At 70.2% G+C, this 17,557-nt stretch carries 19 protein-coding genes; 10 read left to right on the plus strand and 9 right to left on the minus strand.

Annotated features, from left to right (window positions below; genetic code table 11):
- The 4 genes from AC1RN0_RS14030 to AC1RN0_RS14045 form a co-directional block, all read right to left on the minus strand.
- Positions 1 to 767 (minus strand): MotE family protein (locus tag AC1RN0_RS14030; protein ID WP_492788073.1); only part of this gene is annotated, 767 nt, incomplete at its 3' end.
- Complete coding sequence (locus AC1RN0_RS14035) at positions 764 to 1,225, minus strand: DUF6468 domain-containing protein (RefSeq protein WP_492788074.1); 462 nt, start codon at positions 1,223 to 1,225, stop codon at positions 764 to 766. The genes AC1RN0_RS14030 and AC1RN0_RS14035, both read right to left, overlap by 4 nt.
- Complete coding sequence (gene fliM / locus AC1RN0_RS14040; protein WP_492788075.1) at positions 1,222 to 2,337, minus strand: flagellar motor switch protein FliM; 1,116 nt, start codon at positions 2,335 to 2,337, stop codon at positions 1,222 to 1,224. The genes AC1RN0_RS14035 and fliM overlap by 4 nt, the downstream gene beginning before the upstream one ends.
- 26 nt (positions 2,338 to 2,363) lie before the next feature.
- Entirely contained in the window at positions 2,364 to 2,984 is a 621-nt protein-coding gene (locus AC1RN0_RS14045; protein WP_492788076.1) for a flagellar basal body-associated FliL family protein, read from the minus strand.
- Between the two features lie 214 nt (positions 2,985 to 3,198).
- On the opposite strand from AC1RN0_RS14045, the gene flgF reads away from it, so the two are divergent.
- From flgF to AC1RN0_RS14075, 6 genes are all read left to right on the plus strand, one after another.
- Positions 3,199 to 3,933 (plus strand): flagellar basal-body rod protein FlgF, encoded by a 735-nt coding sequence (gene flgF, locus AC1RN0_RS14050; RefSeq protein ID WP_492788077.1) that lies wholly within the window; start codon positions 3,199 to 3,201, stop codon positions 3,931 to 3,933.
- Positions 3,934 to 3,947: 14 nt separating this feature from the next.
- The gene (gene flgG / locus AC1RN0_RS14055) at positions 3,948 to 4,736 is read left to right on the plus strand and encodes a flagellar basal-body rod protein FlgG (protein ID WP_492788078.1); all 789 of its coding nucleotides are present in this window, start codon (positions 3,948 to 3,950) and stop codon (positions 4,734 to 4,736) included.
- 1 nt (position 4,737) lies between these two features.
- Complete coding sequence (gene flgA, locus AC1RN0_RS14060) at positions 4,738 to 5,478, plus strand: flagellar basal body P-ring formation chaperone FlgA (protein ID WP_492788079.1); 741 nt, start codon at positions 4,738 to 4,740, stop codon at positions 5,476 to 5,478.
- Positions 5,479 to 5,488: 10 nt separating this feature from the next.
- Complete coding sequence (gene flgH / locus AC1RN0_RS14065) at positions 5,489 to 6,220, plus strand: flagellar basal body L-ring protein FlgH (protein ID WP_492788309.1); 732 nt, start codon at positions 5,489 to 5,491, stop codon at positions 6,218 to 6,220.
- Between the two features lie 74 nt (positions 6,221 to 6,294).
- Positions 6,295 to 6,756: a hypothetical protein gene (locus tag AC1RN0_RS14070; protein ID WP_492788080.1), complete on the plus strand. Its 462-nt coding sequence runs from the start codon at positions 6,295 to 6,297 to the stop codon at positions 6,754 to 6,756.
- Positions 6,757 to 6,864: 108 nt separating this feature from the next.
- The gene (locus AC1RN0_RS14075; RefSeq protein ID WP_492788081.1) at positions 6,865 to 8,850 is read left to right on the plus strand and encodes an alpha/beta hydrolase family protein; all 1,986 of its coding nucleotides are present in this window, start codon (positions 6,865 to 6,867) and stop codon (positions 8,848 to 8,850) included.
- A gap of 3 nt (positions 8,851 to 8,853) precedes the next feature.
- On the opposite strand, the gene dxs is transcribed toward AC1RN0_RS14075, so the two are convergent.
- The 5 genes from dxs to AC1RN0_RS14100 all read right to left on the minus strand — a co-directional run bounded on the left by dxs (position 8,854) and on the right by AC1RN0_RS14100 (position 13,623).
- On the minus strand, positions 8,854 to 10,770 hold the full coding sequence (gene dxs / locus AC1RN0_RS14080; protein WP_492788082.1) for a 1-deoxy-D-xylulose-5-phosphate synthase: 1,917 nt from the start codon (positions 10,768 to 10,770) through the stop codon (positions 8,854 to 8,856).
- 41 nt (positions 10,771 to 10,811) lie between these two features.
- Positions 10,812 to 11,693 carry a polyprenyl synthetase family protein gene (locus AC1RN0_RS14085; protein ID WP_492788083.1) on the minus strand — a complete coding sequence of 294 codons (882 nt, stop codon included), beginning with the start codon at positions 11,691 to 11,693 and terminating at the stop codon, positions 10,812 to 10,814.
- A complete protein-coding gene (locus tag AC1RN0_RS14090) occupies positions 11,690 to 11,944 on the minus strand; it encodes an exodeoxyribonuclease VII small subunit (protein ID WP_492788084.1) in 255 nt (84 codons plus the stop codon). Before AC1RN0_RS14090 ends, AC1RN0_RS14085 begins: the two co-directional genes overlap by 4 nt.
- A 74-nt stretch (positions 11,945 to 12,018) precedes the next feature.
- Complete coding sequence (locus tag AC1RN0_RS14095; protein ID WP_492788085.1) at positions 12,019 to 12,642, minus strand: histidine phosphatase family protein; 624 nt, start codon at positions 12,640 to 12,642, stop codon at positions 12,019 to 12,021.
- A gap of 60 nt (positions 12,643 to 12,702) precedes the next feature.
- Positions 12,703 to 13,623 (minus strand): histone deacetylase family protein, encoded by a 921-nt coding sequence (locus tag AC1RN0_RS14100; protein ID WP_492788086.1) that lies wholly within the window; start codon positions 13,621 to 13,623, stop codon positions 12,703 to 12,705.
- Between the two features lie 107 nt (positions 13,624 to 13,730).
- Here AC1RN0_RS14100 and AC1RN0_RS14105 point away from each other — a divergent pair, with 107 nt between their 5' ends.
- The 4 genes from AC1RN0_RS14105 to AC1RN0_RS14120 all read left to right on the plus strand — a co-directional run bounded on the left by AC1RN0_RS14105 (position 13,731) and on the right by AC1RN0_RS14120 (position 17,556).
- Positions 13,731 to 14,768: an alpha/beta hydrolase family protein gene (locus tag AC1RN0_RS14105; RefSeq protein WP_492788087.1), complete on the plus strand. Its 1,038-nt coding sequence runs from the start codon at positions 13,731 to 13,733 to the stop codon at positions 14,766 to 14,768.
- Between the two features lie 43 nt (positions 14,769 to 14,811).
- Positions 14,812 to 15,327: a GNAT family N-acetyltransferase gene (locus AC1RN0_RS14110; protein ID WP_492788088.1), complete on the plus strand. Its 516-nt coding sequence runs from the start codon at positions 14,812 to 14,814 to the stop codon at positions 15,325 to 15,327.
- Between the two features lie 203 nt (positions 15,328 to 15,530).
- Positions 15,531 to 16,712: a vWA domain-containing protein gene (locus AC1RN0_RS14115; protein WP_492788089.1), complete on the plus strand. Its 1,182-nt coding sequence runs from the start codon at positions 15,531 to 15,533 to the stop codon at positions 16,710 to 16,712.
- Complete coding sequence (locus tag AC1RN0_RS14120) at positions 16,702 to 17,556, plus strand: class I SAM-dependent methyltransferase (protein WP_492788090.1); 855 nt, start codon at positions 16,702 to 16,704, stop codon at positions 17,554 to 17,556. Before AC1RN0_RS14115 ends, AC1RN0_RS14120 begins: the two co-directional genes overlap by 11 nt.
- Position 17,557 lies beyond the last annotated feature (1 nt).

Consider the following 17,557-nt stretch of genomic DNA (forward strand, 5'->3'; position numbering starts at 1 on the left):
GCCGGGGCCGGCTTCGTCGCCGCCGGAGTCGCGGCGGCGGCCGCCGGCGCGGCAGGCGGGGTCGCGGCGGCGGTCTGCGCCGGCTGCGGCGCGATGGCCGTTCGGGCGGCGGCGAGGCTGCTGTTGGCGGCGAAGCGGGTGGCCAGGCTCTCGGTCATCTTCTTGGCCACGGCCGGGTCCATCTGGGCGAGGATGGCGGCGAGCGTCCGCTCCTTCATCTTCGCGGCGATCGGCAGGCGGACGGAATCCTCGAGGATCGCCATGCGCGCGGCGGCGTCCTTGGGCTTCATCGCCGAGAACACGGCGACCATGCGGGTCACCTCCGCCTGCTGCTGGGCGTCGGCCTGGCCGAGCAGGCCCTGGATGTCGCCCTTCAGGGCGTCCAGCGCCTTGACCCGGGCGTCGAGCTTGGCCTCGGCGGCGGCCAGCAGCTGCAGCTGCAGGTCGATGTCGCCCTCGCGCTGGTCCAGCTCGCCGCGACGGGCGCTGAGGCTCTGCAGGGTCTGCAGTTCGGCGGGCGACAGATTGGCTTCACGGGCCAGTTCGGCGGCCGTGGGGGCGCAGACGGCGGCCGGCTTCGGCGCGGCGGCGGCGACCGGAGCGGCCGGACTCACCTGGCCCGGCTTGCCGCCGGCCAGATCCTCGGCGAAGGCGCGCGCGCCGCTGAACAGGTCGGGGACCGACTTGGCGCCGGCCACGGCGTTGACCGCCAGGACGCCGGCCACGGCGATGCCCGCCAGCGGCAGGATGCGGGGCATGTTTTTCATCGGCGGCCTCCATGGATGGCGCGCAGGTGTCCCGCATCGGCATCCGGCTCAAACAGGTCATCGTCCACGCGCGCCTTCGAGCGCGGCGTGGCGACAGGTTCCGGCCGCACGTAGACGTCGCGCTCCCGCACGGGCGCGCTCGCCGCCGGCCGGGCGTCAGTCTGCACGCCCGGGGTTGAGGAAGCGGAAACGCCGCGCTCAAGGCGGGTCGCCAGGGCCTTCGCCGTCTCGATCCGCTCGGCCAGGGTGTCGGCCGCCTCGTCGGTGGCGGCGCGGAGGTCGGCCAGGCCCTGCTCGGCGCGGGCGGCGGCGGTGTCGAGCTCGGACACGGCGCGGGCGAAGCTGTCGTGGCTGTCCTTGAGCGCCTTGAGCCGCCGCTCCAGCCGCCAGCCGAAGGCCAGGGCCGCCAGCAGCAGCCCCGACAGGAGCAGGTTCATGACGATGGCGACGGCGCTCATGTGAGCCTCTTCTGCACGGCCTGCTTGGCGGCCGGGGTCAGGGGCGCCTCGCAACGCACGGCGATGTGGTGATTGCGACGCCCCATGCGCCCCCGAGTCAGGGGAATCGTGCCGGCGCGCAACTCAATCAGGCTGTCGGCGGTCGCATTGAGCATGAAGGTGTCGCCGACCTTGAGATTGAGCACCTTCGAGAGGCCCACCTGCTGCTCGTCGAGCACGGCGCGGACCTCCATCTGCGTGGTCCACAGCTCGGTGGCCAGGTGGCCTTCCCAGATGTTGTCGCGGCCGAACTTCTCGCCCATGAACTGCTGCAGCAGCATTTTCCGGATCGGCTCGAGCGTGGCGTAGGGCAGCAGCAGCTCGATGCGCCCGCCGCGGTCTTCCATGTCGATGCGCAGCTTGACCAGGATGGCGGCGTTGGCCGGACGGGCGATGGCCGCGAAGCGCGGGTTGGTCTCCAGCCGGTCGAGCACGAAGTTGACCGGTGTCAGCGGCTCGAACGCGGCCTTGGCGTCGGCCAGCACCACCTCGACCATCCGCTGCACCAGCACCCGCTCGATGGTCGTGTAGGGGCGGCCCTCGATGCGCATGGCCGCCGTGCCGCGGCGACCGCCGAGCAGCACGTCGACGATCGAGTAGATCAGGTTGGAGTCGACCGTCAGCAGGCCGTAGTTGTCCAGCTCCTCGGCCCGGAACACCGACAGGATGGCCGGCAGCGGGATCGAGTTGAGATAGTCGCCGAAGCGGATCGAGCTGATGTTGTCGAGGCTGACCTCGACGTTGTCGCTGGTGAAGTTGCGCAGCGAGGTCGTCATCAACCGGACCAGCCGGTCGAAGACGATCTCGAGCATCGGCAGGCGCTCGTAGGACACCAGCGCGGAATTGATGATCGCCCGGATGCCGGTGCGCTCGGCCGCATCGTCGTCGCTGAGGTCGAAGCCGAGCAGGCTGTCGATCTCGTCCTGGTTCAGGATCCGCTCGGAGCCGATGAGGGCGTCGTCGGCCCCGCCCGCGTCCCAGTCGCCGCCCGGCATGGGCGCGCTGTCGGCCGCCGGGGCGTTTTCCTGGGCCCACTGGGCCATCGCGGCCTGATCGTCGGATTCGTCTGCCATGGGTCGCGCTTCAGCCAGGCCGGGGCCTAGTTGATCAGCATCTCCTCGATCAGGACGGCGTTCACCTTGGTCGGGGCGGCGACGAGGTTCACCCGGCGGAGGATTTCCATGCGCAGCTGGTAGCTGCCCTGGCTGCCCTGCAGATCCTCGGGACGCAGCTCGCGCAGGAAGGTCTGCAGCATGTCCTGCAGGCGCGGCATGTTGGGGTTCAGCACGTCGGCGGCTTCCTCGTCGGGAAGTTCGAAGGTCAGCTTGAGCTTGAGGAAGGTCGGCTTGCCGTCGGCCGTCTGCATGTTCACGACGATGTCGGGCAGGGTGTAGAAAAAGACCCCGTCGGGGCCTTCCTTGACGGTCGCCGCGCCGGCTTCCGGCTTTTCGCCGCCGCCGCCGTGACCGCCTTCCTTCTTCTTCGGTTTCTTCGGTTTCTCGTGACCGCCGTGCGCGCCCGCCTCGGCCGCCGGCTTGGGCTTCATGAAGAAGAACGCGGCCCCGCCGCCACCGCCCAGCACCAGCACGGCGGCCGCGCCGGCGATGATGATCATCTTCATCGGCAGCTTTTTCTTGCCGCCGGCCGCGCCGTCCTCGCCTTCGGCCGCGCCCTCACCTTCGGGGGCGGCTTCGGCTTCCTTGACCTTGTCCTTGGCCACGCGCGCGGCTCCCTAGAATCCTTGTCATCCTTTCATTGGTTCACGTTGGTTAAGGATCGGTTTTGAAGGGCGGCCGAATGCGCCCGGCAAGAACCGCCGGGCGGCGCCCGTTAACCATTCTGCTTGCTGAAATCATTGAGCTTTTGGACTGGCCCGAAGGTTGCAGGGCCGGAGGCGTCGCAAACCGCGTCGAATTCGCCCAGGGAGACCCGTCATGGACAACGCGATGTACGTCGCCCTGTCGCGCCAGATGACGCTGCAGCGCGAGCTGAATATCGTCGCCAACAACATCGCCAACGTCGACACGACCGGGTTCAAGGTCGAGGGCGCGATGGTCAAGACCGACCCCTCCACCGGGGCGAAGATGGTCGACGGCCCGCCGAGCCTGAAGTTCGTCATCGACGACGGCGTGACCCGCGACTTCAGCCAGGGCGCACTGCGCCAGACCGACGGGACGTTCGATCTCGGCATCGAGGGCCAGGGGTTCTTCACCGTCCAGACGGCGGCCGGTGAACGCTACACCCGCGACGGCCGCTTCACCCTGGGTCCGGACGGCAAGCTGACCACCCAGGCCGGCGACGCGGTCCAGGGCGAGGGCGGCGACATCGTCGTCGATCCGACCCAGGGCCCGGTGACGATCGCCGCCGACGGCACCGTCAGCCAGGGCGCGACCAAGGTCGGCAAGATCTCGGTCGTGACCTTCGACGACCTCGCCAGCCTGTCGAAGACCGGCGACAACCAGTATCGCAACACCTCCAACCTGCAGCCCCAGCCGGCCAGCGCCGCGCGCGTGCACCAGGGCATGCTGGAGGGCAGCAACGTCAACTCGGTCCTGCAGATCACGCGCCTGATCGAAATCAGCCGCGCCTACGAGAGCATGGCCAAGACCATCGAAAATTCCGCCGAACTGTCCCGTCGCTCGGTCGAGCGTCTGGGGCGGGTGGCTTGAGGGAGTAACGTCTGATGCAGGCTCTTCGCACCGCGGCGACCGGTATGGCCGCGCAGCAGCTGAACGTCGAGGTCATCTCGAACAACATCGCCAACATGAACACCGTCGGCTTCAAGCGCCAGCGGGCCGAGTTCCAGGATCTGCTCTACCAGAACCTCGAGCGGGCCGGCGCGCAGTCGTCCGACCAGGGCACGGTGGTTCCGACCGGCGTGCAGATCGGCGGCGGCGTCAAGGCCGGCAGCACCTACCGGATCACCGGCCAGGGGGCGATGACCAACACCGAGAACACCTACGACCTGGCCATCCAGGGACGGGGCTACCTGCAGGTGCTGCTGCCGACGGGCGAGACCGCCTACACCCGCGCCGGCAACCTGTCGCTCAACGACCAGGGCCAGCTGGTGACCGAGGACGGCTACCAGATCCAGCCGTCGATCACGATCCCGGCCGACGCCGTCGACGTGACCATCTCCAAGTCCGGCCAGGTCCAGGTGACCAAGGCCGGCACGGCGGCGCCGGAAGTCGCCGGCCAGATCGAGCTGGCGACCTTCATCAACGAAGCCGGCCTCGAGGCCATGGGCGACAACCTGTACATGGAAAGCGGGGCCTCGGGCCCGGCGACGACGGGCGCCCCCGGCACGGTCGGATTCGGCAAGCTGCTGCAGGGCTACACCGAAGCCTCGAACGTCGACGCCGTCAGCGAAATCACCGCCCTGATCATCGCCCAGCGCGCCTACGAGATGAACTCCAAGGTCATCACCACGGCCGACCAGATGCTGCAGGCCGCCAACCAGGTGAAGGGCTAGTATGCGCCGCGCCCTCCTCGTCGCGCTCTGCGGGGCGCTGATCGGCACGCCGGCGCTGGCCGGGACGGTGACGCTGAAGGCCGATGTCGCCGACGGCGACGGCCGGGTGACGCTGGGCGACCTGTTCGACGGCGCGGGCGGCGCGGCCGGCGTGCTGGTCGCGACGCGCACGGGCCCGTCGGTGGTGCTCGACGCCGCCGCGGTTCAGGGCCTGGCCCGACGCTCGGGCCTCGACTGGAGCAACCCGCAGGGCCTGCGCCGCATTGTCGTGCGCGGCGGTGCGGCCGAGGGCCCGTCCGCCACGGCGCAACGCGGCAACGTCGAGGTCCTGACCTGGGCCCGCAGCCTCAACGCCGGCGACATCGTCCAGCCCGAAGACATGACCTGGACCAAGGTGTCCGGCGCTCCGGCCGATGCGCCGCGCGACGCCGACGCGGTCATCGGCATGGCCGCCAAGCGTCCGCTGCGTGAAGGCGCGGTGGTCTCCCAGCGCGACGTGACGGCCCAACAGGTCATCAAGGCCGGCGACACGGTCCAGGTCACCTGGTCCGACGGCGGCATCAGTCTGTCGCTGCAGGCCAGGGCGCTCGGCGCCGCGGCCGTCGGCCAGAGTTTCAATGTCCAGAATCCCGCCTCGAAGAAAATCATCGAGGCGGTCGCGACCGCGCCCGGACAGGCCGTCACCGGCCCCGAGGCGCAACGGCTGAAAGCCGCCGGCTCCCCACAGTACGCCGCCCGCTAGAGGATTCAGTCTGATGCGTATCGCCACCCTCGCCGTCCTTGCCCTCGCCCCCCTCGCCGCCTGTTCGACCGTCAAGGAGGCCGTCGCCGGCCCCGAGCTGGCGCCGATCGGCTATCCGGCCGCCCTGGTGCCGCAGCAGCAGATGGTCCTCGCCGCGCCCGGCATGACCCCGCAGCCGGCCAGCGCCAATTCCCTGTGGCGCGCCGGCGCCCGCGCCTTCTTCGTCGACCAGCGCGCCTCGCGCATCGGCGACATCCTGACGGTGCAGATCGACATCGACGACTCGGCCCGCACGCAGAACAACACCACCACCTCGCGGACGGCCAACCAGACCATGGGCTTCCCGCACCTGTTCGGGCTGGAAAGCTCGCTGGGGAAAATTCTGCCGGGCGGGTTCGACCCCGCGGCGGCCATCGAGACCGGCTCGACCAGCGCCAAGGCCGGCGCCGGCGCGGTGACCCGCTCGGAGAAGATCAGCCTGACCGTCGCGGCCGTCGTCACCGGCGTGCTGCCCAACGGCAACCTGGTCATCCAGGGCACCCAGGAAGTCATGACCAACGGCGAAGTGCGCCGCCTGACCGTGTCCGGCATCGTGCGGCCTGAGGACATTTCCGCCGCCAACACCGTCAAACACACCCAGATCGCCGAGGCCCGCATCGCCTACGGCGGCCGCGGCGACATCAGCCGCCAGCAGCGGACTCCGGCCGGTCAGGCCGTGGTCGAACGGTTCACGCCGTTCTGACCCGGACGGGCGGTCTTAATACTTCTGAACTTCGTCCAGTTCGGCGCGTTCCCTCACTGCGAAGGAGCATTCCGATGACCAGACTGCCCGCCCTGATCGCCGCCGTCGCCTGCGCCGCCCTCGGCAGCTGCGTGGCCAGTCCGGCCGCCCCCGGTTTCGCCTGGAGCTACCAGAACAACGCCGGGGAAGGCCCCAAGCTGGCCTACGGCGCGCCGTCCTCCGACAATGTCGTGCTGATGATGACCTGCGAGCCCGCCGCCCGCCGCGTCGACGTCTCGCTGATCGGCGGCTCGCCGCAGGGCGGGCTGGTGCTGGCCTCCGGCGACGCCCGCCAGACGGTTGCGGCCGGGCTTGTGGCCTCGCCGGACGCCGGCCAGATGATTGAGGGCTCGGCCCACATCGCGTCCCCCGCCCTCGCCCGCTTCGCCCGCACCGGCGACCTCTCGCTCGTGGACCGCGGCCGGACGGTCCGTCTCGACGCCACGCCGCTGGACCGCGCCAGCGTCAGCCGCTTCTTCGCGGCCTGCAGCGCGTAGGTTGCACAGCGCGCGAAAGCTCTACCAGCACTAGGAATCGCCCCGCCAAACCGGATAGGGTCGGGCAGGCCTCCCGTGTCGAGGAAGGCCGGGTGCGGGGGACTTCCAGTGAAGCGTTTGATGATGTCGACGGCGGCGTGGCTCGTGCTGGCCGCCGGTGCTGCAACGGCGCAGACCCCGCCCCCCGCCTCGGCCTTCGGTCGCCTTCCGGCGCTCGAGACGGCCGCCATGTCCCCCGACGGCAAGACCATCGCCATGGTGGGCGGCATGCCGGGCAAGCGCCTCCTGACCATGGCGCCGCTCGACGCCACGGCCGTTTCGCGGCTCGACCTCGCCGACACCCGTATCTCGGACATCGAATGGGTCGACGGACGGTTCGCGCTGCTAAAGATCGTGGTCTGGGAAACGGTCGGGCCGCGCGAGGCCTACAACTTCGAACGCAACGTCGTCGTCGGCGCGGACGCCCGGTCCGCCGGGCAGCTGTTTTCCACCGGCGACGTGGCCAACTACGCCATCGCCCAGCCGGTGATCGGCATCACGCCCGGGGACAAGCCGTTCGTGTCGGTGCTCGGGTTCGACTGGTCGGCGCGGGCGTTGTCGACCCGGGATTCCCGCATTTCCACCGGGGGCGAACAGCCTCTCCTCACCGTGGTCTGGAAACTGGACATCCCCAGCGGCCGGGCGTCGATCACCGACCGCGGGACGCCCGAGACCCGGTTGTTCGACGTCGACCTGACCGGCCAGGCCCGGGTCCGGCAGGACAGCAGCGGCCCGACCGGCGGCTGGATTCTCAAGGCGCGCGCCAAGGGGCAGTCGGCCTGGAAGACCGTCCTGAGCGGCGACACCGACGAGGATTTCCGCAGCGTCCTGGGGTACAGCGACGCGGACGACTCCCTCTATCTGGCCGCGCGCCAGCCCGACGGCGCCTCGGCCATCGTGCGTCAGAGTCTGGCCAGCGGCGAGACCACGGTGGTCGCGCCGATCCCGGAAAACCGGTCGCCCGAGCTCGTCTGGGACCCCTACCGGAAGTCGCCGATCGCCGCCGTCTCCCAGGGCGAGCGGCCGGAATACACCTGGCTCGATCCGGAGATGGGGGCCGTCTTCGGGGTCTTCGAACGCGCCTTCAAGGGCAAGCGGGTCTCGCTTGAAAGCTGGTCACGCGACCGGATGCTGTTCCTCGCCCGCGTCGACGCCCCGGACTCTCCGCCGGTCTGGTACCTGTTCGACAAGTCCCGCAAGGAGCTGTCGCCGATTGGCGAGGCCTATCCGGAACTGGCCGGCGTCGCCTTGGGCAAGACCAGCTGGGTGACCTACAAGGCCCGCGACGGCCTTGAAATCCCGGCCTATCTGACCCTGCCGCCCGGCGCGCCGGCGACCGGCGGCAATCTGCCGCTGATCGTCCTGCCCCACGGCGGGCCGGCGGCGCGCGACAGCTTCGGCTTCGACTTCCTGGTCCAGTTCCTGGCGACGCGCGGCTATGCGGTGCTGCAGCCGCAGTTCCGCGGCTCCTGGGGCTTCGGCAACGCCTTCGAAGCGGCCGGCCGGCGCGAATGGGGCGGCAAGATCCAGACCGACCTGCTCGACGGCGTGGCCGATCTGGCGGGCAAGGGCGTTATCGATCCGGCCCGGGTCTGCATTGTCGGGGCCAGCTTCGGCGGCTACGCCGCCCTGGCCGGCGTCAGCCTCAATCCGGACGCTTACAAATGCGCCGTCTCGGTGGCCGGAGTCTCGGACCTTCCGGCCTTCATCGGCGACGCGCGCCACACCTACGGCGAAGAGTCCGACACCCTGGCCTGGTGGACCGCGAACATCGGCCGGTCGATCGCCGACCGGACCCTGCTCGACAGCAGTTCACCGGCCCGGCAGGCCGCCCGGATCACCGCGCCGGTGCTGCTGATCCACGGCGACCGGGACACGACCGTCAGCCCGCGTCAGACCGAGATCATGCAGCAGGCGATGCAGGCCGCCGGCAAGCCGGTCGAGGTGGTCATCCTCAAGAACGACGACCACTACCTGTCCTATTCATCGACGCGGACGCAGATGCTCGACGCCGTGGGCGCCTTCCTGGCGAAGCACCTGCCGGTGACGCCCTAGGCGTCAGGCCCGACGGCCGGCCGTGCTGACGTTGGTGACGCCGAGCGCCGCAAGGGCGCCGGCGGCGATGCCCTCGGCGTCGAGGCCGGCCTGGGCGTACATGAGGTCGGGCTTGTCCTGGTCCTGGAACACGTCCGGGAGAACCAGGGTCCGCACCTTCAGGCCGCGGTCCAGCGCGCCGTGCTCGGCCAAGGCCTGCAGCACGAAGGCGCCGAAGCCGCCCATGGCGCCTTCCTCGACGGTGATCAGGGCCTCGTGCTCGCGGGCCAGGCGCAGGATCAGCTCGATATCCAGCGGCTTGGCGAAGCGGGCGTCGGCCACGGTCGCGGTCAGGCCGCGCGCGGCCAGCAGGTCGGCGGCCTTGAGGCTTTCGCCCAGGCGCGTGCCGAACGACAGGATGGCCACGGCCGAGCCCTCGCGGACGATGCGCCCCTTGCCGATCTCCAGCGGTTCGTTGATCGCCGGCATGTCGAGGCCGAGGCCCTCGCCGCGCGGATAGCGGAAGGCGCTGGGCCGATCGTCGATGGCCGCGGCGGTGGCGACCATGCGGGCCAGCTCGACCTCGTCGGCGGCGGCCATCAGCACCATGCCGGGCAGCGCGCCCATGAAGCCGACATCGAAGCTGCCGGCGTGGGTCGGGCCGTCGGCGCCGACCAGGCCAGCCCGGTCCATGGCGAAGCGCACCGGCAGCCGCTGGATGGCCACGTCGTGCACCACCTGGTCGTAGCCGCGCTGCAGGAAGGTCGAATAGATGGCGCAGAACGGCTTCATGCCGTCGGCCGCCATGCCGGCGGCGAAGGTCACCGCGTGCTGCTCGGCGATGCCGACGTCGAAGGTGCGGTCCGGGAAGGCCTTGCCGAACAGGTCGAGACCCGTGCCCGACGGCATGGCGGCGGTGACGGCGACGATGCGGTCGTCCCTCTCCGCTTCCTTGACCAGCGCCTGGGCGAACACCTTGGTGTAGCTGGGCGGGCCGGCGGCGGCCTTGGCCTGCTCACCGGTGATGACGTTGAACTTGACCACGCCGTGGTACTTGTCGGCCGCGTTCTCGGCCGGGGCGTAGCCCTTGCCCTTCTGGGTCACGACGTGAACCAGCACCGGCTTGCCCTCGAAGTCGCGGGCGTTCTTCAGCACCGGCGTCAGGGCGTCGAGGTCATGGCCGTCGATCGGCCCGACGTAATGGAAGCCCAGCTCCTCGAAGAAGGTGCCGCCGGTGACCATGCCGCGGGCGAACTCCTCGGCCTTGCGGGCGGCCTGCTGCAGCCGCTTGGGCAGGGCCCCGGCCATGTGGCGGCCGATCTTGCGCAGCGACTGGTAGCCGCCGCTGGAGACCATCCGGGCCAGATAGGCGCTCATCCCGCCGACCGGCGGGGCGATCGACATGTCGTTGTCGTTGAGGATGACGATCAGCTGCTTGGTCGTCTCGGCGGCGTTGTTCATCGCCTCGTAGGCCATGCCGGCGCTCATCGAGCCGTCGCCGATGATCGCCACGACCTTGTTTTGCTCGCCCTTGGCGTCGCGCGCCGCGCAGAAGCCGAGCGCCGCGGAGATCGAGGTGGCGGCATGGGCCGCGCCGAACGGGTCGTATTCGCTCTCGGCCCGCTTGGTGAAGCCCGACAAGCCCCCGCCCGTGCGCAGGGTCCGGATGCGGTCGCGGCGGCCGGTGAGGATCTTGTGCGGATAGGCCTGGTGGCCGACGTCCCAGATGACGATGTCCTTCGGCGTCTCGAACACATGGTGCAGGGCGACGGTCAGCTCGACCACGCCCAGACCCGCCCCCAGATGCCCGCCGGTCACCGAGACCGCGTCGATCATTTCGGCGCGAACTTCTTCCGCCAGCTGCTTCAATTCCGGAATGGAAAGGCCGCGGGTGTCGGCGGGCGACGAAATCTTGTCGAGCAACGGCGTAACGGGGGGCATGAAAAATCCGTCGATTACGAATGTCCGCGACGAAAGCGCGGTTACGAGTTCCGGTCCAGCACGAAATCGACAGACGCCCGCAAGGTTGCGGCCCGCTCGCCGAACATATCGAGATGGGCGCGGGTCTGGTCGGCCAGATGAGCCACCCGTTCCTTCGCCGCGTCGATCCCGAGCAGCGTCACATAGTTTGTTTTGCCGAGCGCCGCATCCTTGCCGCCCGCCGCCTTGCCCAGCTTGTCCGGATCACCTTCGGCGTCCAGCAGGTCGTCGACGATCTGGTAGGCCAGGCCGAGGTCCTGTGCAAAAGCCATCAAGGCGTGCCGCTCGGCGTCCTGGGCGTGGGCGATGATCAGCGGGATCTCGAAGGCGAAGGCGATCAGGGCGCCGGTCTTGAGCCGCTGCATGCGGGCGACGCCGCCGAGGTCCTCGCGCACGCCCAGCAGGTCGATCATCTGGCCGCCGGCCATGCCCTGGGCCCCGGAGGCGTGGGCCAACTTGCGCACCAGCTCGGCGCGGACATTGCCGTCCGGATGGGTGTCCGGGTGGGCCATGATCTCGAAGGCCGCCGTCTGCAGGGCGTCGCCGGCGAGAATGGCGGTGGCCTCGTCATACTGTTTGTGCACCGTCGGTCGACCGCGACGCACGTCGTCGTCGTCCATCGCCGGCAGGTCGTCATGCACCAGGCTGTAGGCGTGGATGCATTCCAGCGCGCAGGCCGCGCGCAGCACCGGCCGTTCCGGCAGGTCGAACATCTTGCCCGTCTCGAGCGCGAAGAACGGCCTCAACCGCTTGCCGGGTCCCAGCGCCGCGTAGCGCATCGCCTCCATCAGCCGCGTCTCGGGACCATCGGCGCGCGGCAGCAGCGCATCCAGCGCCACCGTCACGACATCGGCCGTCTCGGCGATGCGGCGGGCGAGGTTCACGAGAAGTCGGCCGGCTCGACGCCGCTCGCTGAACCCTGGCTGAGCACCACCTTCTCGACCCGCAGACGCGCCTGCTCCAGCCGCGCTTCGCAATGGCCCTTCAGCGCGGCGCCGCGCTCGTAGATGGAGATCGACTCCTCCAGCGGGGCGGAGCCGGATTCCAGCCGCTGGACGATCTTCTCCAGTTCGGCGAGGGCTTCCTCGAAGCTCAGGGCGGCGAAGGCCGGATCGATGGCGGGGGCGTCGGTCATGTCGTGTTCCAGGCGAGTTGGGCCAGCCTAGAGAGGCGCGGCCAAGCGGGCAATCGGCCGATTCCCCCGCAGCGTTAATTCCGCTCGAACGTGCGGGCCCGCCAGTAGCGGAATCCCTGGTCCTGCGTGCAGCGCCAGCCCTGACGTTTAAGGGCCTCGCCGATCATGGTGTTGAAGAAGCCGTGCGCGACCACCAGCACGTCCTGGCCGTCGCGGGCCATCTCGGCCAGCAGGCCGGCGGCCTGGTCGGCGCGGGCTTCCGCCTCGGCGCGGCTCTCCTCGCCGGCGTGATGATCGAAGAACCACCACCAGAAGCGGGAGATGAAGCCCCACAGCCGGGGCGACAGGTGTAGCCAGGCCGGAAACGGCGGCGGCGGCAGCGGCGCCTCGACGAACAGCGGGTCCTGGGCGAAGGCCCTGCCCTGGCACACGGCCTCCGCGGTCTCCCGCGACCGTGGACGGGTCGAGGCGATCACCGCGCCGGCCCGGCCGGCGACGGCCTTCAGGTCCTCGGGCGCGGACTGCCCTTCGCGCAGGCCCTTCGTTTCGTAGACGCCCCACCACCGGCGATAGCCTTCGGCGTTGAGCAGCACCTTGCGGGACAGATCAGGCTCGCCGTGGCGCGCGAGCACGACCGCGCCCGGGCGAGCGGCGTCCGGCGTCGTCGTGGCGCCATCGGCGGCGAGAACCTCGGCCATGATCCCCCGGGGCTGGTGGAAGAGCGCCGCGCATGACGCGGACCGTCCCCCGGCGCCCCGTCATCCCTCCTGCAACGCCTGCACATGCGCCAGGGCGGACCGCCCGAGCGCTTCCAAGTCGTACCCACCCTCAAGGGAGGACACAACCCGACCTTTCGCGCGCCCCCGCGCCACCGCCATGATCGCACGGGTGGCCCAGGCGAAGTCCTCCGCCTCCAGCGACTGGCTGGCCAGCGGGTCGCGGGCATGGGCGTCGAACCCGGCGGAGATCAGGATCAGGTCGGGTTCGAAGGCGTCGACCTGGCTCATCAGTCCCTCGAACACCCTGCGCCATCGCTCGCGCGGCGCATGGGGGCCCACCACGCCGTTGACGATGTTGCCGACGCCCGTCTCCGACGGGTCGCCGCTGCCGGGATAGAGCGGCCGCTGGTGGATCGAGGCCAGGAACAGCGTCGGCTCGTGCTCGAACGCCGCCTGGGTGCCGTTGCCGTGGTGCACATCGAAATCGACCACCGCCACCCGCGCCAGCCCTTCCGCCTGGGCCACGCGGGCCGCCACGGCGAGGTTGGAATAGACGCAGAAGCCCATCGCCCGGTCCGGCTCGGCGTGGTGGCCCGGCGGCCGGACGGCGCAGAAGGCCCGCTCCAGTTCGCCCGCCGCCACGGCCCGGACGGCGGCGATCGGCGCGCCGGCGGCACGCCGCGCCGCCTTGAGGCTGCCGATGTTCATCGCCGTGTCGGGATCGAGCCGGACGAGGCGACCCGCCTCCCCCGCCGCGCGGATGCCGTCCAGATAGGCCCGGTCATGGACGCGCGCGAGGTCGGCCTCCGTCGCCTGCGGCGCCTCGCGCCGGTCGAGCCGCAGCGTGGCGTCGTCGGCCAGCGCGTCCAGCACCGCCCCGAGGCGTTCGGGCCGCTCGGCATGGCCGGCGCCCTGGTCGTGGCCGAGCATGGCCGGATGGCTGTAAAGGGCGAGGGTCATGGCGGCAGGCTACAGGCGACCCGCCGCCCTGCGAAGACCGCGCCGACGGAAGGTGGCGCCAAGGAACGTGTCAGGCTGTGTCACGCCGTCGCCCCGGGAGCCCTTCAATGCGCCGCAGCCTCCGCCTCGTCGCCCTGCTTGTCGGCCTGCTGGTCGCCGCACCGGTCCCGGCGGCGGCCGCCGCGACGGCGCCGGCCCCGGCCGCCTGGAGCCAGGCCGGCCCCTACCGGGTCGCCCAGATCGAGGGCGAATGGCGGGACGCGCGACGCGACCGGAGCGTGCCGTACCTGATCCGCTATCCGGATGGCGCGACCGGGCCGGTCCCGGTGGTCATCTTCTCCCACGGACTCGGCGGGAGCCGGCGCGGCGCGGCCTACTATGGCGAGCATCTGGCCAGCCACGGCTATGTCGTGGTGATGGTGCAGCATCCGGGCTCGGACGTGTCGATCTGGAACGGCGTGCGGCCTGACCCCGGCAATGTCGACCAGGGTTTGCTGGCGCGGGCCATCGCCGACCCCAGGGCGACGCTGAACCGCTTTCTCGACATCCCGTTCGCGCTGGACCAGCTGACCCTGATGAACGCGGCGGACGGCCCGCTGAAGGGCCGCATGGACCTGACGCGCATCGGCATGTCGGGGCACAGCTTCGGCGCCGTGACGACCCAGGCCATGGCCGGCCAGGTCTATCCCGGCGGCCGTTCGCTGCCCGAGCCGCGCTTCACCGCCTTCCTGGCCATGAGCCCGTCGGCCGCCCGCGACGGCGACAACGCGGCCGCCTTCGGGTCGATTACCCTTCCCTTCCTGTCGCTGACCGGCACCGAGGACAGCTTCACCGTCGGCGCGGGCCAGACCCCGGCCGAGGTCGTCGCCGGCCGCCAGCAACCCTTCGCCCATATGTCGGGACCGGACATGCTGGTGCTGCTGACCGGCGGGGATCACATGGTCTTTTCCGGACGGCAGGAGGTCGGCGCTCCGGCCCGGCCGAATGATGCGCGCCATCGCCAGATCATCCTCGCCGCCGCCCTGGCCTGGTGGGACGCCTGGCTGAAGGACGATCCGACGGCGCTGGCGTACCTGCACGACGGCGGGCTGGCGGCTTTCGCCGGCCCGGACGCCGCCGTCCGCTGGCGCGGCCCGACGCGCTGACCGGGCGCTTGCACGGATGCGGGCGGGCGTTATTCAGGACCTCATGTCCGCCCCCACGATCCGCCGCGCCGGTCCCGACGACGCCGAGGCCCTGAGCCGCATCGGCGCCGATACCTTCACCGAGACCTTCGGCCACATGTATCCGCCGCAGGACCTGGCCGACTTCCTCGTCTACGCCTACGGCCTGGACCGGACGCGCGCCGATCTGGCCGACCCGGCGAAGGCGTCCTGGCTGGTCGAGGCCGACGGCGCGGCCGTCGGCTACGCCCTGGCGGGTCCCTGCGACCTGCCGCACGAGGACGTCACCCCGGCCTGCGGCGAGCTGAAGCGGCTCTATGTGCTCAAGGCCTTCCAGGGCGGCGGCACGGGCTCGCGCCTGCTGGCCGAAACCCTCGCCTGGCTGGAACGCGACGGCCCCCGCCCCCTGTGGATCGGCGTCTGGTCGGAGAACTACGGGGCCCAGCGGCTCTATGGCCGGATGGGGTTTGCGAAGGTCGGCGAGTACGAGTTCCCCGTCGGACAGACGCGGGACCGGGAGTTCATCCTGCGGCGGGGGTAGCCTGCGTGGTTCGAGACGCCCGGCTGGGGCCCAACTCCTCACCATCACGGGCGCTTGTGTACGTCATCCCGAGGAGCGATCCGTCGGCATCCCCCGGACGTGATCCGGGGCTTGAAGGACGCATGTCGGCGCTCGAAACTGGACAAGGCGGCGGTTGCCCCCCATCCTGATCCAAACAACCGTTCGACACCCGAGAGTCCGCCATGTTCATGAACTTCTTCACCGCGCTGCGGGAGGCCAAGGTCCCCGTGACGCTGAAGGAATACCTGATGCTCATGGAGGCGATGGACAAGGACGTCATCGACCACAAGGTCGAGGACTTCTACTTCCTGTCGCGCTCGGCCCTGGTGAAGGACGAGAAGAACCTCGACAAGTTCGACCAGGTCTTCGGCCATGTGTTCAAGGGCCTGGAGATGGTTGGTGACGCCGGCAATCCGGAGATTCCGGCCGAGTGGCTCAAGCTGCTGACCGAGAAGTTCCTGACCGACGAGGAGAAGGCCCAGATCGAGGCCATGGGCGGCTTCGACAAGCTGATGGAGATGCTCCAGAAGCGGCTGGAAGAGCAGAAGAAGCGCCACGAGGGCGGCAACAAGATGATCGGCACCGGCGGCACCAGCCCGTTCGGCGCCAACGGCTACAATCCCGAAGGCGTGCGCATCGGCCAGGACAAGGGCCGCCACGGCAAGGCCGTGAAGGTCTGGGACAAGCGCGAGTACAAGAACCTCGATGACTCCGTCGAGCTGGGCACCCGCAACATCAAGGTCGCCCTGCGCCGGCTGCGCAAGTTCGCCCGCGAGGGCGCGCCGGACGAGCTGGATCTCGACGGCACGATCAAGAACACCTCGCGCAAGGGCTACCTCGACATCACCATGCGCCCCGAGCGCCGCAACAAGATCAAGGTGCTGATCTTCTTCGACATCGGCGGCTCGATGGACAGCCACATCAAGCTCTGCGAGGAGCTGTTCAGCGCGGCCCGCACCGAGTTCAAGAACCTTGAGTTCTTCTATTTCCACAACTGCCTCTACGAGAGCGTGTGGAAGGACAACCGCCGCCGCCAGACCGAGAAGCAGAACACCTGGGACGTGCTCCACAAGTTCCCCAGCGATTACAAGGTGATCTTCGTCGGCGACGCGACCATGAGCCCCTACGAGATCACCTATCCGGGCGGCAGCGTGGAACACTGGAACGAGGAGCCCGGCGCCATCTGGGTCGACCGCGTGACCCAGATTTATCCCAACGTGGTCTGGCTCAATCCGACCGCCGAGCGCCACTGGGACTACACCCAGTCGATCGGGGTGATGAAGCAGCTGGTCAATGACCGCATGTACCCGCTGACCATCGACGGGCTGGACAAGGCCATGCGCGAGCTCGTGCGTGGCCGCTGAGGGCGCGCAGGCGGCCAACGCCGACCAGATCGCCTACTGGAACGCGGCGGCGGGCGAGACCTGGGTCGACCAGCAGGACCGGCTCGACCGGCAGCTCAAGCCGCTCGGCCTGACGGCCATGGCCGCGCTCGATCCGGCGGCCGACGAGCGCCTGATCGACGTCGGCTGCGGCTGCGGCCAGACCAGCCTGGAGCTGGCCGGCGAGGTCGGACCCGACGGGTCGGTGCTCGGCGTCGACATCTCCGCCCCGATGCTGGCCGTCGCCCGACGACGCGCCGCCGAGGCGGGCCTGACCAATGTGCGGTTCCTCGAGGCCGACGCCCAGACCCGCGCCTTCGCCCGGGGCGGCGCGGACGGCGTGTTCTCGCGCTTCGGGGTGATGTTCTTCGGCGACCCGCCGGCCGCCTTCGCCAACCTGCGTCAGGCCCTGCGGCCGGGCGGGCGGCTGGCCTTCGTCTGCTGGCGTCCGCTGGCGCTGAACGAGTGGATGCTGCTGCCGATGCGGGCGGCGCTGGAGCACCTCCCCCCGCCCCCGCCGCCGGCCGATCCCTGGGCGCCGGGGCCGTTCGCCTTCGCCGACCCGGACCGGGTGCGCGGCATCCTCACCGAGGGCGGCTTCAAAGGCGTCGAGATCGACGCCCATGACGCCCTGATCGGCGGCAATACGCTGGAGGAAACCGTCGCCCTGTCCCTGCGCGTCGGCCCGCTCGGCATGATGCTGCGCGAGAACCCGGACCAGCGGGACCGGGTCATCGACAGCCTGCGCGCGGCGCTGGAGCCGCACGCCGGCCCCAGCGGCGTCTTCCTGCCCGCCGCCGTCTGGATCGTCACCGCGACAGCCTGAG

It is taken from the genome of Caulobacter sp. GW821-FHT12F03 (assembly GCF_058806855.1).